This window comes from Kribbella sp. NPDC104740 (assembly GCF_055583505.1).
This window is the reverse complement of sequence record NZ_JBVJNV010000004.1, coordinates 860,689-875,872: the sequence shown is the minus strand read 5'-3', so window position 1 is coordinate 875,872 and position 15,184 is coordinate 860,689. Positions and strand designations below refer to the sequence as shown.

General features: G+C 69.2%; 12 protein-coding genes and 1 tRNA gene. 7 read left to right on the top strand and 6 right to left on the bottom strand.

Translation table 11 applies throughout. The features are described from left to right. Positions 1-29 precede the first annotated feature (29 nt). Complete coding sequence (locus ACZ6Z4_RS25270; protein ID WP_465569113.1) at positions 30-404, top strand: DUF1304 family protein; 375 nt, start codon at positions 30-32, stop codon at positions 402-404. Between the two features lie 41 nt (positions 405-445). Here ACZ6Z4_RS25270 and ACZ6Z4_RS25265 read toward each other — a convergent pair whose 3' ends face one another. The 4 genes from ACZ6Z4_RS25265 to ACZ6Z4_RS25250 all read right to left on the bottom strand — a co-directional run bounded on the left by ACZ6Z4_RS25265 (position 446) and on the right by ACZ6Z4_RS25250 (position 2,714). Next, positions 446-619 carry a hypothetical protein gene (locus ACZ6Z4_RS25265; protein WP_363665055.1) on the bottom strand — a complete coding sequence of 58 codons (174 nt, stop codon included), beginning with the start codon at positions 617-619 and terminating at the stop codon, positions 446-448. 129 nt (positions 620-748) lie between these two features. Continuing rightward, positions 749-1,249 carry a DUF402 domain-containing protein gene (locus ACZ6Z4_RS25260; RefSeq protein WP_465569110.1) on the bottom strand — a complete coding sequence of 167 codons (501 nt, stop codon included), beginning with the start codon at positions 1,247-1,249 and terminating at the stop codon, positions 749-751. Beyond that, positions 1,246-1,968: a class I SAM-dependent methyltransferase gene (locus ACZ6Z4_RS25255; RefSeq protein WP_465569108.1), complete on the bottom strand. Its 723-nt coding sequence runs from the start codon at positions 1,966-1,968 to the stop codon at positions 1,246-1,248. The genes ACZ6Z4_RS25260 and ACZ6Z4_RS25255 overlap by 4 nt, the downstream gene beginning before the upstream one ends. A gap of 44 nt (positions 1,969-2,012) precedes the next feature. Beyond that, entirely contained in the window at positions 2,013-2,714 is a 702-nt protein-coding gene (locus ACZ6Z4_RS25250) for a helix-turn-helix transcriptional regulator (protein ID WP_465569106.1), read from the bottom strand. Between the two features lie 49 nt (positions 2,715-2,763). Between ACZ6Z4_RS25250 and ACZ6Z4_RS25245 the strand changes: the two genes are divergently transcribed. Next, positions 2,764-3,435 (top strand): alpha/beta fold hydrolase, encoded by a 672-nt coding sequence (locus ACZ6Z4_RS25245; protein ID WP_465569104.1) that lies wholly within the window; start codon positions 2,764-2,766, stop codon positions 3,433-3,435. 41 nt (positions 3,436-3,476) lie between these two features. On the opposite strand, the gene ACZ6Z4_RS25240 is transcribed toward ACZ6Z4_RS25245, so the two are convergent. Both ACZ6Z4_RS25240 and ACZ6Z4_RS25235 read right to left on the bottom strand, forming a co-directional pair. Next, positions 3,477-3,836, bottom strand: coding sequence for a YciI family protein (locus ACZ6Z4_RS25240; protein ID WP_465569102.1), 360 nt, complete (start codon positions 3,834-3,836; stop codon positions 3,477-3,479). A gap of 127 nt (positions 3,837-3,963) precedes the next feature. Then, positions 3,964-4,037: transfer RNA gene (locus tag ACZ6Z4_RS25235), tRNA-Met, on the bottom strand. Between the two features lie 111 nt (positions 4,038-4,148). Here ACZ6Z4_RS25235 and ACZ6Z4_RS25230 point away from each other — a divergent pair. Genes ACZ6Z4_RS25230 through ACZ6Z4_RS25210 form a run of 5 tightly spaced genes read left to right on the top strand, consistent with a single transcriptional unit; the run spans position 4,149 to position 15,183 of the window. Then, a complete protein-coding gene (locus ACZ6Z4_RS25230) occupies positions 4,149-5,141 on the top strand; it encodes an ABC transporter substrate-binding protein (protein WP_465569100.1) in 993 nt (330 codons plus the stop codon). After that, a complete protein-coding gene (locus ACZ6Z4_RS25225) occupies positions 5,138-6,184 on the top strand; it encodes a FecCD family ABC transporter permease (RefSeq protein ID WP_465569097.1) in 1,047 nt (348 codons plus the stop codon). Before ACZ6Z4_RS25230 ends, ACZ6Z4_RS25225 begins: the two co-directional genes overlap by 4 nt. Then, positions 6,181-7,257: a FecCD family ABC transporter permease gene (locus ACZ6Z4_RS25220; protein WP_465569095.1), complete on the top strand. Its 1,077-nt coding sequence runs from the start codon at positions 6,181-6,183 to the stop codon at positions 7,255-7,257. The genes ACZ6Z4_RS25225 and ACZ6Z4_RS25220 overlap by 4 nt, the downstream gene beginning before the upstream one ends. Before the next feature lie 50 nt (positions 7,258-7,307). After that, on the top strand, positions 7,308-8,105 hold the full coding sequence (locus tag ACZ6Z4_RS25215) for an ABC transporter ATP-binding protein (protein WP_465569273.1): 798 nt from the start codon (positions 7,308-7,310) through the stop codon (positions 8,103-8,105). Positions 8,106-8,109: 4 nt separating this feature from the next. Next, positions 8,110-15,183, top strand: coding sequence for an amino acid adenylation domain-containing protein (locus ACZ6Z4_RS25210; RefSeq protein ID WP_465569093.1), 7,074 nt, complete (start codon positions 8,110-8,112; stop codon positions 15,181-15,183). The last annotated feature ends 1 nt before the right edge of the window (position 15,184 follow it).

Below are 15,184 nucleotides of genomic sequence, written 5' to 3'. Positions count from 1 at the left end.
ATCCTTGAAGCGAGCTTCAAGGGGGAACCATGGGCACGACAGAGCAGGTCCTCGCGGTGGTCATCGGCGTCATCCTGGTCGCCGTCTGCGTTCTCGAACTGTTCTTCCACAACCATCCGCGGTTGCGTTTCATGTTCCTGATCGAACCCGAGGACGAGGCCGCGGTTCGGCTGTGGCGGATCAGCATCGCGTTCTTCAACCTCACCACGGCGGTCGCGCTGTTCGTCGGTGCCTACCTGCTCGACACGAGCCATCCCGACGCCGGCAAGGCGCTGATCGTCTTCACCGCCGCGCAGCACATCTTCCTGGCCGGCGTCATGCTCGTCACGCAACCGAAGCTCTGGCTCAACTCGGTGATGGAGGCGACGCCGAACATCATCCTGCTCGCCTTCGCGCTGACCTGACGCGCCGGTCGTCCCCTGATCGACCGGCGCGCACCGGTCGGTCAGCGGCGCCGACCCCACTTGGACGACGAACCGACGCCGGCCAGGTGCAGCGCGATGCAGAGCAGGCCGGCCATCAGCAACGTCTGCGGCGTGAACGCGTCGCTGACACTGGCGTTGGCCCAGTCCAGAATCAGGGCAAGACCGAAGATCACAGCGGCGATGATCGCGAACATCTGGTGCTCCTTAACGGATGAACAGCGGGCGGAAGGTCGCTCATCTAACTCCTCCGGCTGGTACCCGCACAAGGCTTCGCTGACACGGTGCCGCCAACGAAGCGAAAGTTCAGTTGAACTTCGCGTTTCTCACCCGAACGCCGGCCGGTCGAGCAGCGGGATCACCGCGGCCGGCGGGAAGTCCGGCCAACTGGTCGGTGCTGCCTCGCCGGGGGTGCGGAGGTGCCGGTCGACGAAGCGCTGGGTGTTGCGGAGCACCTTGCCCGCAACGCCCGCGTCGATCGTCCCGGCCTCCAACGCGTCCGCCAACTCGTCGAGGTCGAGTACGTCGTACCGTAAGACGCCCGGCGGGATCAGCAGGTCGACGTAGAGGTCGTGGACGACCAGGCGGTTCGGGTCCCGCTCGTCGAGCTCGATCAGGTCGATGTACCAGCCGCCTTCGTACGCGCCGGTGAAGGTGTTCGGCTTGGTCAGCTGGACGCCTTCGTCGGGGAGGACGAAGCAGCGGTCGGTGGTCGGGCGACCGGGGGCCTGGTACTGCGGGAGGATCGGTACGTCGTACGCGATCACGTTGTCGGCGGTGCGGATCGCGGGGCACCACTGGCCGGTGCGGTGCAGGACGGTGATCATCGGCGGACGGTGAGGGTGAAGTCGTCCTCGTCGGTCTCGAGGTGGGTGACGGTCAGGCCGGCTTCGGTGCACAGGGCTTGGATCGAGGCCTCTGTGTGCCAGTGGATGATCCAGTCGCGGGTGGCCGACTCTGGTGGGGCGTCGGGAGAGTGGCGTTCGTAGCGGACCTTGGTGGTTCGGGTGCGGGTGGGCTCGTCGTAGGTTTCCGAGAGGGGCGTGTAGGTGAGGGTCGCGCCGTCCGGGTCGACGGCTTCGAGGGTTACGCCGAGGTCCGCCTCAGGTGTGGGGTCGGGGATCCAGAAGGGGATCAGGGCTTGGCCGTCGGGGGTGAGGTGGTTGCGGATTCCGCGGAGGGATTGGAGGGCGGTGGCGTCGTCCGGGAGCAGGGTGAACGTCGGGCCGGCCAGGTAGATCGCTCGGTAGGGGTGTGGGAGGTCGAGGTCCTGCATGCGTTGGTGGTGGAGGGTGACCTCCAGGCCGAGGGCGGCGGCGTTGGCTTGGCAGCGCTGCAGCATGTCGGCGGAGGAGTCGAGGCCTTCGACGTTCAGGCCGGCTTGGCGGAGGGCGAGCAGCGGTTCGCCGTCGCCGCAGCCGATCTCGAGGGCTGGTTCGCCGGCCGTCGCGACGAAGTCGGCGTACGGCGTGGGGTCGAAGGTTGACGACTTCAGCTTGGCGTAGGCGTCGACGACGATTCCGGTGTAGAAGTCTGCGGTGTCCATTGGTCCGGAGCCTAGAACTCGATGGCCGCGGTGGGCCAGGCGATTTAGAGGGCTGCTCTCGTACGGACGGATGCCGCGGTGGTCGGTGGAGTGCCGAGGGACTCGACGGGGAGGTCGCGGGCCGGGCGGGTGGTGAGCGTGGCGCGCTCGATGCGGTCGAGGCGGAACCAGCGGATGGCGTTGCGGTTCTGGCAGTGGGCGACCAGGTACCAGTGGGCTTCGGTGAAGGTGAGGAGTTGCGGGTCGACGGGGCGGGTGGAGACCTCGTCGTTGCGGTTGCGGTAGTGCAGCGAGAGGACCTTGCGTTCCTGGAGGGCGCGTTCGATCGCCTTGCGGTGGCGTGGAGCCGTCGGCTCGGGGTGGTCGATCCAGATGCGTTCGGTGAGAGTGTCGACCTGATGGCGGGCCTGAGGGTCCATCACGGCAAGGACTTTGACGAGCGCGGCGCGGGCCTGCTGGTCGAAGGGCTGGCCGTGGTGGGCTGCGATCGCGGCGGCGAGAGCCGCGGCTTCGGGGGCGGTGAAGTTGACCGGCGGCAGCGTCGCGGACGGGTCGACGACGTACCCGCCGATCCGGCCGGTGCGGGCCCAGATCGGGAAGCCCGCCTGCTGCAGGGCCGAGATGTCGCGCTTGACGGTCCGGACGCTCATCTCGAACGTCGTGGCGAGCTGCTCGGCGGTCCGGCCGCGCGGGCCGGCGCGGCGGAGCTCCTCGCGGATCGCGTACAGGCGGTCGGTGCGATTCATCCCTAAACGGTGCCATAAGGGTGACATCGACACCAGCCAGAATCGGACCATGAGACAGGGACCGATTCTGTTGGTGAGTGGCGCCGGACTGGCGAGCTGGATCTGGGACGACGTCCGTAAGGAGCTCGACCGGCCGACGGTGGTCGCGGAGCGGCCGCAGCACGAGGGCGCGACGCTGAGGCAGTACGCCGAAGCGGCGCTGGCGTCCGCGCCGTGGGAGCGGTTCGCGGTGGTCGCGCACTCCAGCGGTGGCGCTGTTGCGGCGGAGATGATGGCGGTCGCGCCGGAACGCGTGAGCGCGCTGCTCGCGGCGTCGGCGGTGGTGCCGAAGACCGGCGGAAGCTTCGTCTCCTCGATGCCGTTTCCGCAGCGCGCGGTGTTGAGCGTGGCGATGCGGCTCGCGGGGACGCGGCCGCCGGACAGCGCGATCCGGCGCGGTGTGGCCGGGCGGGTCGACGAGAAGACGGCCGATCGGATCGTCGCCGACTTCACGGCCGAGTCGCTGCACCTGTACCGCGACAAGCCCCGAAACACAGGCTTTCCGGCGCATCGCGGCTATCTCACGACGACGCAGGACGCCGAGCTTCCGGTGGGACTGCAGCGCCGATTCGCAACCAACCTCGGTACGGCGTGGAACGAGTCCCTCGAGACCGGCCATCTGCCGATGCTCGAAGCACCGGAAGCTCTCGCTCGCTGGATCGAGCGGTTTCTGACGGCGTGAGCGCAACCGGCCCGGACAGCGCGGTCCGGGCCGGCCGGGCATCAGCTCTCTTTGCGCTCCGGGTAGACGCGACGAATCTCGTGCGGCCAGCCACAGGCCGCGGCGATCTTCGCGCCCCAGAACTTCGCCGCCTCGTCGTCGGGGACGTCAACGATCGCGAAGCCGCCGAGGAACTCCTTGCTCTCGACGTACGGGCCGTCGGTGATCAGGACCTCTTCGCCCTGGGTCGGGTCCGCGCTCCAGCTCTGGCTGCGTTCCTCGAGCCCACCGGCGAAGACGTAGACGCCGGCCGCCTTCATCTCCTCGACCGCCGCGGTCGAGAACTCACTGCGCGCGGCGAACCACTCCTCGGGGTGATCGCCCACCCACTGCTGGTTGAAGTAGAGGAGGTACTGGGCCATGACAGCTCCTTCGGCTCGGGCGGACCCGCGTCCGCCTCCACCTACGCTACGAACAACCCGCACCGAATCCGACAGACCCCACGCGACAAAAAGAAGGCCCGGACCAGTTGGTCCGGGCCTTCCGAAGTAGCGGGGGCAGGATTTGAACCTGCGACCTCTGGGTTATGAGCCCAGCGAGCTACCGAGCTGCTCCACCCCGCGCCGCTTCAAAGCTCCGCCAGTCTAGGCGACGGCCGGTACGCAACCAAATCCGGTCCCATCACACCGACGGCGGCTAGCTTTTTAGGTAAGGGTTACCTAATATTTCGACCCATGACCACGACTCCCCTGCGACGGCGCGGCGCGGCCCTGACCGCCGCGATCCTGAGCGCCACGCTCGTCCTCACGGCCTGTGGCGGCGGCGACGACACCGCCGACGGCAAGACCGGTGACACCGTCGCCGCGACCCGCACCGTCAAGGCCGGCAACGGCGACATCACGATCCCCACCGAGCCGAAGCGGGTCGTCACGATCGGCAACACCGACCTGCCGTTCATCGACATGGGCGGTGAGCCGGTGGGCGTCACCGGGGTGGCCGACTCCGAGCTCGGTCTGCTGCCGGAGGAGCAGCAGGCGACCTTCAAGAAGGCCACGAACCTCGGCGACGAGGTCGACCTCGAGAAGGTCGCGGCGCTCAAGCCGGACCTGATCCTGGTCCAGATCCCCGACGCCGAGTTCAAGAAGATGGAAAAGCAGCTGACGACGGTCGCGCCGACCGTCTTCTGGGGCCTCGACACCGAGTGGAAGGCACTGGCCGAGGGGCTCGCCGAGGCCGGCAACGTGAAGGACGCGCTGTCCAAGCAGAAGGGCGACTTCGAGGCGAAGATCGCCAAGATGAAGGAGACCTACGCGGGTCTCATCTCGAGCACCAAGTTCGTCAACCTCGACCGCTACTCGAACTCCGACCCCGGCACGTACGTCGTCGCCGACATCGGCTGCGTCGAGATCGCCCAGGACGACATCGGCCTGAACTTCCCGAAGGCGCCGGCCGGCAAGGACCCGCTGGCCTACGAGGCCCTGCCGTTCGAGCAGCTGTCGAAGCTGTCGCAGTACGACGTGATCACCTACCCGGCCGACGCCAAGGGCCAGCCGACCGAGGTCTTCGCGCCGGTGGTCGCCACCAACACCTGGAAGGCGCTGCCGATCGTGACGTCCGGCAAGGCGCTCGGCGTCTTCTGCCCGGGGAACAACTCCTACGGCTCCGTCCTGCGCTACCTGGACTCGCTCGACAGCGCACTGGGGACCCTCCCCGACGCCAAGAAGTGACCACTCTCTCCCTGCGACGATCCGACGATCCGGGCACCGTCACGGTGTCCGGATCGCGGCGTCGGCTGATCGGTCTGCTCGTCGCGCTCCTGGTGCTGCTGGTCCTGCTGGTGGCGAGCGTGCTGATCGGGTCGACGGCCATCTCCCCCGCCGTGGTGTGGAAGGCTCTGTTCCATCCCTCGCCGGACATCGACCAGTTCGCGATTCGGGACTTCCGGCTGCCGCGGACCGTCGTCGGCCTGGTCGTCGGTACGGCGCTCGGCGTCTCCGGCGCGCTGATCCAGGCCCTGACCCGCAACCCGCTGGCCGATCCCGGCATCCTCGGCGTGAACGCCGGCGCCTCCTTCGCGGTGACGGTCGCGGTCGGGCTGCTCGGCGTCCGCGACATCCAGAGCTACATGTGGTTCGCGTTCGGCGGAGCGCTGATCGTGACCCTGATGGTGCTCGCGCTCGGGTCGACCCGGCGCGGCCAGTCGCCGGTGATGATGGTGCTCGCCGGGGTCTGCGTCGGCGCGGTGCTCGGTGGTGCCGGTTCGGCCCTCGAACTGACCAACCCGGACGCCTTCGACGCGATGCGGTCCTGGAACGCCGGCTCGATCGTGAGCCGCCCGCTCGACCTGCTCTGGCCGATCCTCCCGTTCTTCGCGATCGCGCTCGTCCTGGCCTTCGTCATCTCGGGCCCGCTCAACGCGATGGCCCTCGGGGACGAGCTGGCCGTCGCGCAGGGCGTCCGCCTGGTCCGGACCCGGATCCTCGCGATCATCGCGCTGACCCTGCTCGCCGGCGGCGCCACCGCGATCGCCGGGCCGATCGGCTTCGTCGGCCTGATGGTCCCGCACGTCGCGCGCTGGATCGTCGGCCCGGATCAGCGCTGGATCTTCGCCTACAGCGTCGTGCTGGCGCCGAGTCTGCTGCTGGCCTCCGACATCCTCGGCCGGGTCGTGATGCGGCCCGGTGAGATCCCTGTCGGCATCGTGACCGCGTTCGTCGGCGCCCCCGTGCTGATCGCGTTGGTGCGGCAGAAGAAGGCGAGCGGGCTGTGAGCAGACTCCATCCGTACGCCGCACCGACGCGCCGCGTCGACTTCGGGCGACGGCTGCTGGTCCTGCGGCGCCGGCGGTTCGCCGTACGGCTCGATTGGCGCTCGGTCGTCATCTGCTCGGTCCTCGCCCTGGCCGTCGCCTGTACGGCGGTGCTCGCGCTGATGACCGGCTCGTACCAGCTCAGCCCAGGACAGGTCGTCTCCGCGCTGACCGGTCAGACCACCGGGCTCGTCCGCGACATCGTGGTCGAGTGGCGGCTCCCCCGCGTGGCCGCGGCGGTGGTGTTCGGCGCCGCGCTCGGGGTGAGCGGGGCGATCTTCCAGTCGACGCTGCGCAACCCGCTCGCCGACCCCGGCATCATCGGCTTCTCCCAGGGCTCCTACACCGGGGCCCTGATCGTGATCCTGCTCGTCAACGGCACCTACTGGCAGTTGGTCGGCGGCGCCCTGATCGGCGGGATCGCCACAGCCATCGCCGTGTACCTGCTCGCCTACCGGCGCGGCGTGCAGGGGTTCCGGCTGATCATCGTCGGCATCGGCATCTCGGCGATGCTCGGCTCGACCAACACCTGGCTGATCCTCAAAGCCGACCTGGACCAGGCGATGGCCGCGGCGACCTGGGGTGCCGGGTCGCTGAACGGCGTCTCCTGGACGCAGGTCGCCATCGGCGGCGCCAGCATCGGCGTACTCCTGCTGCTGGCGGCGCTGTCGAGCCGGCCGATGCGTCAGCTGGAGCTGGGTGACGACGCGGCCGCCGCCCAGGGAGTACGGGTCTCGCCGACTCGGCTCGGGCTGATCGTGCTGGGGGTGGCGCTGACGGCGACGGTCACCGCCGCGTCGGGCCCGATCGCGTTCATCTCCCTGGTCGCACCGCAGATCGGACGCCGGCTCACCCGCAGTGCGGGCATCACCCTCGCGCCCGCCGCGTTGGTCGGCGCGTTGCTCTGTCTGGCGGCGGACTACCTCGCCCAACACGTCGCCCCCACCCCGTTGCCGGTCGGCATCGTCACCGTGATCCTCGGCGGCGGCTACCTCGGCTGGCTGCTGATCACCGAAGCCAGGAGACGCCTGTGAGCACCCAAACCACCACCGGCGACGGCCTGACGGCAGCGGAAGACGCACCGATGCCCACTCCACGACTCCACGTGGAGTCCGCGACGATCGGTTACGACAAGCGCGTCATCTCCCGGGACCTGTCGGTGGCGATCCCCGACCAGTCCTTCACCGTGATCGTGGGCCCGAACGCGTGTGGCAAGTCCACCCTGCTCCGCGGGCTGTCCCGGCTGCTGAAGCCGTCGGCCGGACAGGTCGTTCTCGACGGCGCCGACATCAACTCCTTCAAGACCAAGGAGGTGGCGAAGCGGGTCGGGTTGCTGCCGCAGAGCTCGATCGCGCCCGACGGCATCACCGTGGCCGACCTGGTGGCCCGCGGCCGGTACCCCCATCAGGGGTTCGTCCGGCAGTGGACCGAGGCCGACGAGCAGGCCGTACTGCGGGCGATGGACCAGACCTCGGTCACCGACCTGTCCGGCCGGCTGGTGGACGAGTTGTCGGGTGGTCAGCGCCAGCGGGTGTGGGTGGCGATGGCGCTCGCGCAGCACACCGACATCATGCTGCTCGACGAGCCGACCACGTTCCTCGACATCACCCATCAGATCGAGCTGATGGAGCTGTTCACCGACCTGCACCACGTCGGGCACACCCTGGTCGCCGTACTGCACGACCTGAACCACGCCGCCCGCTATGCCACCCACCTGATCGCCATGAAGGACGGCCGGGTCGTCGCCGAGGGCCCGCCGGCCGAGATCGTGACCGCCGAGCTGGTGCACGAGGTCTTCGGCCTGCGCTGCCTCGTCGTGCCCGACCCGGTCGCCGGTACGCCGTCCGTCGCGCCGCTGGGCCGCGACCGAAGTGGGAGCTGAGCGCATGGAGCTGACCGCGAGCCAGCGGGGCAACTGGGTGGCACGCAACCTCGCACCCGAGTCCTCCGTCTTCAGCGCCGGCCAGCTGATCTGGCTCGACAGCTCCATCGACCCCGCCGCTCTTGCGTCCGCAGTGAGTACGGCGTTCGAAGAAACCGACGCGCTCCGCGTCCGCTTCGGCGAGGACGACGGCGTCCCGTTCCAGTACGTCGACCCGACCACCACGCTGCCAACGACGGTCGTGAACGCCGGCCACGGCGACGAGGAGATCCGGGCCTTGGCCCGCGAGCACCTCAAAGGCACAGCGGAACCGGCAACGAGCTCGACGCTGGTCCGCCGCGACAACGGCGACTGGGCCTGGATCCTCGTCACCAACATCCTGCTCGTCGACGGCTACAGCATCTCCCTGTTCATCCGCCGCGTCACCGAGATCTACCAAGCCGCCGGCCCGGTCCCCGACCGCTGGTTCGGCAGCCTGAAACCCGTCGTAGACCTCAGCTCCGACGACGATGTCGCGTACTGGAACGGCGTCCTCGGGATCGACGGCGCCGACCACTCCGAAGACCTCTCCGCGGTCTTCGTCTCCTCCACTCGGTCGGTCGTCGTCCCGACACCCGAGGACACCTACGCGAGGGTTCAGCAGTTCGCCCGCGCGGCTCGGGTCTCCTGGACCGATGCCCTGATCGCCTTGTGGGGCGTCTACACCGCGCTGGCCGAGGTCCGCGAGTACGTCGCGGTCCGGGTCCCTTTGATGCTGCGCGACGACCGCGAGTCGCTGAAGACCCCGGGTGCGCTCTCGCGAGCGATCCCGCTGGTCACCGAGATCAGTCCGTACGACACCTTCGGGCAGGTCCTCGGGGTCGTCGCCGAGCAGCTGAAGACCTCCCGGCGGCACACCGCGGTCGAGGATCACCAGATCGCCCGTGCCTGGCCGGCTGGTCAAGCGTCGTACCTCGGGCTTCCGACGATCAACATCCGACTGTTCGAGTCGCCGGCCGGTCTGGGCGAGTCCGAGACGATCAGCACCGGGCCGGTCGGATCGCTCGATCTCGCGGTCTACCGCACGCCGGACACCGGGATCCGGCTCGAACTGTCCGCGGGCTCCGCCGACAGCGATCCCCATCGGCACGCCGAACAGTTCGGCCGCTTCCTCGACACCGTCCTCGACGGACCGCTCGACCAGATCCTGCACGAGCTCGTACCGAGTGCCGAGGCCCCGGAGTCGCGCGGCGAGCTGCTCGACGTTCCCGACGCGACGCTCGACGAGTTGCTGCGCCGCCGGACAGCCGCGAGCCCGGACGCTGTCGCGATCGTTGCCGACAGCATCGAACTCACGTACCGCGAGTTCGACGCGCGGGTCAACGCGCTCGCCCACCTCCTCGTCGACCAAGGCGTCCAGGTCGGCGACCGGGTCGCGATCACCATGGACCGCTCGGTGGACCTCGTCGTGGCCCTCGCGGCCGTGCTGCGGGTCGGCGCGGCCTACGTGCCGATCGATCCGGGCTATCCCGCGGAGCGCATCCAGCACATCCTCGATGTGGCCGCACCCAGCCTCACGATCACCGCCGAGCTACTCGCTGAACAACGGCACGAGCAAACCGCCCCGATACTGTCCAGGCCACTGAACTCACTCGACGCCGCCGTCGTCATCTTCACCTCAGGAACCACCGGCAAACCCAAGGGCGTCACCCTCACCCACCGCGCACTCGTCAACCGCCTCGCCTGGGGGCAACAAGTACTGGGCTACACCGCAGACAGCGTGGCGCTGTCAAAGAGCGGTATCGGCTTCGTCGACGCCGTCACCGAGCTGTTCGGCCCGCTCATCGCCGGCACCCGAGTGGTCGTCGTACCGGCTGAAATCGCGCAAGACCCGGCCGGCCTGCTCGACACCATCGCCCGCCACAAGGTCACGCACCTGCTGACCGTCCCCAGCCTCGCCGACGTTCTGATCCGCCACGACACCACGGCGCTGGCCACGATCCAGCATTGGATCTCCTCCGGCGAAGCACTCACCGCAGGCGTCGCGAAGACCATGCAGGCCGCCGCACCGCAAGCAACCCTCCACAACTTCTACGGCTCCAGCGAAGTCACCGGCGACGGCACCGCGGCCATCGGCAACACAACGATCGGTACGCCGGTCGCGAACACCACCGCCCAGGTCCTCGACCCGTGGTTGCGCCCGGCGCCCGTCGGAGCAGCAGGTGAGCTCTACCTCGGTGGCGTACAAATCGCAGACGGGTACCTTCACCGTCCGGGTCTGACGGCCGCCCGATTCGTTGCCTCCGACAACGGCACCCGGCTGTACCGCACCGGTGACCTGGTCCGCCGGACCGTCGAAGGACAGCTGGAGTACCTCGGCCGCAGCGACGACCAGGTGAAGATCCGCGGCCACCGCGTCGAACCGGGCGAGATCCGCGCGGTTCTCGAACAGCACCCGGCGGTATCAGGTGCCGCGGTCGTCGCGCTGGATCACCCGGCCGGCGGTCAGTATCTCGCCGCCTATGTCACGACGGCGGCCGAGGGGGTCGCCGACGCTGCACTGTTCGAGCATCTCGCCCAGTCGCTGCCGGACTACATGATGCCCACCGCCCTCGTGCGGCTGGACGAACTCCCCACCACGCCGAACGGGAAGCTCGACCGCCACGCACTCCCCCAACCAGACCTCGCCGCAACCGCGAGCGACGGCCGGGCACCAGAGACCGCCACCGAGATCGCCCTCGCCGGCATCTTCCGCGACGTCCTCCACCTCGACACCGACCCCGGCGTCGACAACGACTTCTTCCGCCTCGGCGGGCACTCGCTGCTCGCCACCCGCGTCGTCGCCCGCGCCAACGCACAGCTCGGCACCGCGCTGACCCTGCGCGACGTCTTCGACCACCCCACCATCAGCCAACTCGCCCGGGCGACCACAACCGCCAAAGCCCTCCGGCCACGGATCGGCGATCTCCACCGCCCGGCCGTCCTCCCCGTGTCCTACGGACAGCAGTCTCTCTGGCTGATCGATCAGCTCGGTGGGCCAGGCGGTCGGTACGTCGTGCCGGTGGTGCTGCGTCTGCACGGCGAGCTGGATTCCGCCGTGCTGAGCACAGCGGTCCGGGACGTGGTCGCTCGTCACGAGGCACTGCGCACGCTCCTGGTCGAGGACGACGGCGTGCTCTGTCAGGTCGTCGTACCGGCGAACGAAGCGGCCGACCGCGTCGAGTTGCTCGTCGAAGACACCACAGACGCGGACGGCCGCGTGAGCGCGGTGATCCAGACCGGGTTCGATCTCGCGGTCGACCTCCCGATCCGGGTCGCGTTGTTCCGTACCGGCGACGACGACCGGGTGCTCGTCGTCGCCGTCCACCACCACGCCGTGGACGAGTGGTCGTTCCCGTCACTGCTCGGTGACCTGTCGACCGCGTACACAGCGCGGGCCGCTGGGCAGGAGCCGACCTGGACGCCCTTGCGGGCGCAGTACGCCGACTACGCGCTCTGGCAGCGTGAGGTCCTGGGTACGGCGTCGGACCCGACGTCGTTGCTCTCCCAGCACCTGACCTACTGGCGTGAGGTCCTCGCGGACGCCCCCGACGAGTCCACGATCACGCTGGACCGGGCCCGGCCGGTGGCACCGACCCACCGCGGTGCGGATCTCCGCTTCACCGTCGATCCGTCGGTGGCGAACGGCCTGCGCCGGGTCGCGGACGCGCAGGGCGTGAGCATGTTCATGACGCTCCAGGCCGCGACCGCGCTGACCGTCTCGATGCTGGGCGCCGGTACGGACGTCGTGATCGGTTCACCGGTCGGCGGGCGTACCGAAGACGGCCTGGAAGACCTGGTCGGGTACTTCGTGAACACGCTGCCGATCCGCCACCGCCTGTACGCCGGGGACTCGATCGCCGACGTACTGCAGCAGACCCGGCGTACGGTGCTCGACGGGTTCGAGCACCAGGCCGCGCCGTTCGAGGAGATCGCCCGCGCGCTCGGCACCGAGCAGTCCGTCGGCCGCAACCCGCTCTTCCAGATCATGCTCACCCACCGCGTCATCGAGAACCGCGCGGGCGGCCTGCAGATCGGGAACACCACGACGACCCGGGCTGCCGCGGCGGTCGGCGCGGTCAAGACCGATCTCGACCTCGACCTCTTCGACGCGCCCGGCGAGCTGAGCGGGAAACTCGCCTACGCGACCGATCTGTTCGACAGCGCCACGGCGGAGCGGTTCGTTGCCGTCTTCACCTCGGTGCTGAAGGCAATCGCCGCCGGCCCGGAGGCGCGGCTCGGTGACCTCGACCTGTTGGAGTCGCCACAGGTCGACACCTGGTCGCGTGGCGAAGCGGTCGACGTTCCCACGACGACTCTCGACGAGCTGGTACGCCGCCAGGTCGCGGCGACCCCGAACGCCGTCGCGGTCGTCGCCGACAACGGCACCGAGCTGACGTACGGCGCGTTCGACGCACGGGTCAACGCACTCGCCCACCGGCTGGTCGAGGAGGGCGTGCGGGTCGGCGATCGGGTCGCGGTCGCTCTCCCGCGCTCGGCCGACCTGGTGGTCGCGCTGGCCGGGGTGATCCGCGCCGGGGCGGCGTACGTGCCGATCGATCCCGACTACCCCGCCGAACGCGTCAAGCACATCCTCGAGGACGCCCAACCGCGGGTGATGGTCACCGAACGGTACGCCGATCATCCGGTGCGCACCCTCTGCATCGACGACGAGACCGTGCGGCGACGTCTCGCCGCCGGTGTGGTCGACCCACCACGACCATCGCGTCCGCTGCTCCCGACCGACCCCGCGTACGTGATCTTCACCTCCGGCACCACCGGCCGCCCCAAGGGCGTTCAGGTCACCCACGAAGCGATCGTCAACCGCCTGCACTGGATGCGCGACGACTACCAGATCGGCGCGCAGGACCGGGTGCTGCTGAAGACCCCGTTCACGTTCGACGTGTCGGTGTGGGAGTTCTTCCTGCCCCTGGTCACCGGCGCGACGGTCGTCGTGGCGCAGGACGGCGGCCACAAGGACCCGCAGTACCTGCTCGAGGTGATCGATCGTCACGCGGTCACAGTCACCCATTTCGTCCCGTCGATGCTGCAAGCCTTCCTCACCTCGAACCCGGACGCGGCGTCGGTGACTTCGGTACGCCGGGTCTTCTGCTCCGGCGAGGCACTTCCCGTCTCCCCCGCGGCCGGCGCCCTTGCCCTGTTCAAGAGCGCGGAGCTGCACAACCTCTACGGGCCGACCGAGGCCGCGGTGGACGTGACCGCGCACCCGGTGGTTCAGGCCGACCTCGTCGATGCGGTGGGAGTGCCGATCGGTGCCCCGGTGGCGAACACGACGACGCGGGTTCTCGACACCTGGTTGCGTCCGGTGCCGGTCGGCGTGGCGGGTGAGCTCTACCTGGGCGGCGCGCAGCTCGCGGACGGCTACGTCGCTCGCGCTGCGCTGACCGCCGGCCGATTCGTTGCTGATGACAACGGTGCCCGGTTGTACCGCACCGGCGACGTGGTGCGCTGGAACGCACAAGGACGGCTGGAGTACCTCGGCCGCAGCGACGACCAGGTGAAGATCCGCGGGAACCGGATCGAGCTCGGCGAGATCGGCGCGGTCCTCGAACAGCACCCGGCAGTCTCGGGTGCGGCGATCGCCGCCCTGGATCATCCCGCAGGCGGGAAGTACCTCGCGGCGTACGTCGTCACCGACGCCGACGACGCCGTACTGCGGGAGTACCTCGCCGAGTCGCTGCCGGACTACATGGTGCCCGCGGTCTTCGTGCACCTGGACCGCTTCCCGGTCACGGCGAACGGAAAGCTCGACCGCCGCGCGTTGCCGCAGCCGGAGCTGGGGGCAGGCGCGGCCGACGGCCGAGCGCCCGAGACCGACACCGAGATCGCCCTCGCCGGCGTCTTCCGCGACGTGCTGCAACTCGATCAGGGCGTCGAGCTCGGCGTGGACAACGACTTCTTCCGCCTGGGCGGCGACAGCATCTCCGCGGCCCGCCTGGTGGCCTTCGCTCGTGAGCACGGTCTGACCTTCAAGCTGTCCGAGGTGTTCGTGGGACGGACGATCGGCGCCCTCGCGGCGCTGGTCGAGCCATCCGCCGCCGTCACGTCCGTGCCGGTCCTCGTCCCGACCTCAGCTGCTCTCGAGCGCCTGCGCGAGGCGGACCCTGCCCCTGACGAGTACGTCTTCACCGAAGTCATCCGCAGACCGGTGAGCGAATCGTCCTTCCGCGAACTCGTTGCCACCACGGACGCGCTTCGCCTGTCGGTCGACACCGGCAGCAGGCGGCTCTGGTTCACCCACCTGCTGCCTGCCGAGACGGTCGAGCCACCAACCGTGGAGCTAGCCGGCGACGTCGACGCACTCAGAGCGGCCGTCGTCGATCTCGTCGACATCTCGGCCGGTCGTCCGGCTGCCCTCGCCTACTCCCTGACGGAGGCGGTGCTCGCCGTCCACGCGGCGATCGTCGACCGGGCGTCACTGCACCGGCTGGCGGAAGCCCTTGGGCAGGACGAAACGTCCCGCCCATCAGCGCTCGTCCCTGCGCTCGAAGCCATCGAAGCAGCCGGCGACGCGGTCGCCACCGACAGGCTCGATCGCTGGAAGGACCTGCTCGCCAAAGCGCAGACCGACGACGTACAGGTGTTTGCTGCTGGCAACATCTTCAGGTTCGACTGGGACAGCTGCCTCGCTGAGGACGTCGTCAGCAAAGCCATCCGCAACGCGCTGCACACTGCAGGAATCAGCGTGGTCGACGAAGAGGTCTCGCTGACTCCCGACAGCACCGCGATCGGTCCGTTCACCGCCACCGTCGCCCTCGACGAGACCGAGTCGGCCCGAACCACCGAGCTGGCGCTGCTCCGCTACCACAACAAGGTCGGCCGCAGAGCCTTGCGGCGTATCCCCTCCCCCGCGGTACTCGTCACACGGATCTACGACAACGGATCGCCTGCCCCAGAAGGCACCGAGCAGCTGTACCGCGCGGTGATCCGGTACCGCCTCGCACCGACCAGCACCACGATCACTTTCCTCGGCTTCACCGACCAGGCGGTCACCGACCTCCGCGAAGCCGTCGCAGACGAGTTCAAGGCCAACGAATGAG

What these genes read in the sequence shown, in the direction of transcription:
- ACZ6Z4_RS25270 (WP_465569113.1), top strand. Translation starts at nt 30, where the DNA reads ATGGGCACGACAGAGCAGGTCCTCGCGGTGGTCATCGGCGTCATCCTG.
- ACZ6Z4_RS25265 (WP_363665055.1), bottom strand. Translation starts at nt 619, where the DNA reads ATGTTCGCGATCATCGCCGCTGTGATCTTCGGTCTTGCCCTGATTCTG.
- ACZ6Z4_RS25260 (WP_465569110.1), bottom strand. Translation starts at nt 1,249, where the DNA reads ATGATCACCGTCCTGCACCGCACCGGCCAGTGGTGCCCCGCGATCCGC.
- ACZ6Z4_RS25255 (WP_465569108.1), bottom strand. Translation starts at nt 1,968, where the DNA reads ATGGACACCGCAGACTTCTACACCGGAATCGTCGTCGACGCCTACGCC.
- ACZ6Z4_RS25250 (WP_465569106.1), bottom strand. Translation starts at nt 2,714, where the DNA reads ATGAATCGCACCGACCGCCTGTACGCGATCCGCGAGGAGCTCCGCCGC.
- ACZ6Z4_RS25245 (WP_465569104.1), top strand. Translation starts at nt 2,764, where the DNA reads ATGAGACAGGGACCGATTCTGTTGGTGAGTGGCGCCGGACTGGCGAGC.
- ACZ6Z4_RS25240 (WP_465569102.1), bottom strand. Translation starts at nt 3,836, where the DNA reads ATGGCCCAGTACCTCCTCTACTTCAACCAGCAGTGGGTGGGCGATCAC.
- ACZ6Z4_RS25230 (WP_465569100.1), top strand. Translation starts at nt 4,149, where the DNA reads ATGACCACGACTCCCCTGCGACGGCGCGGCGCGGCCCTGACCGCCGCG.
- ACZ6Z4_RS25215 (WP_465569273.1), top strand. Translation starts at nt 7,308, where the DNA reads ATGCCCACTCCACGACTCCACGTGGAGTCCGCGACGATCGGTTACGAC.
- ACZ6Z4_RS25210 (WP_465569093.1), top strand. Translation starts at nt 8,110, where the DNA reads ATGGAGCTGACCGCGAGCCAGCGGGGCAACTGGGTGGCACGCAACCTC.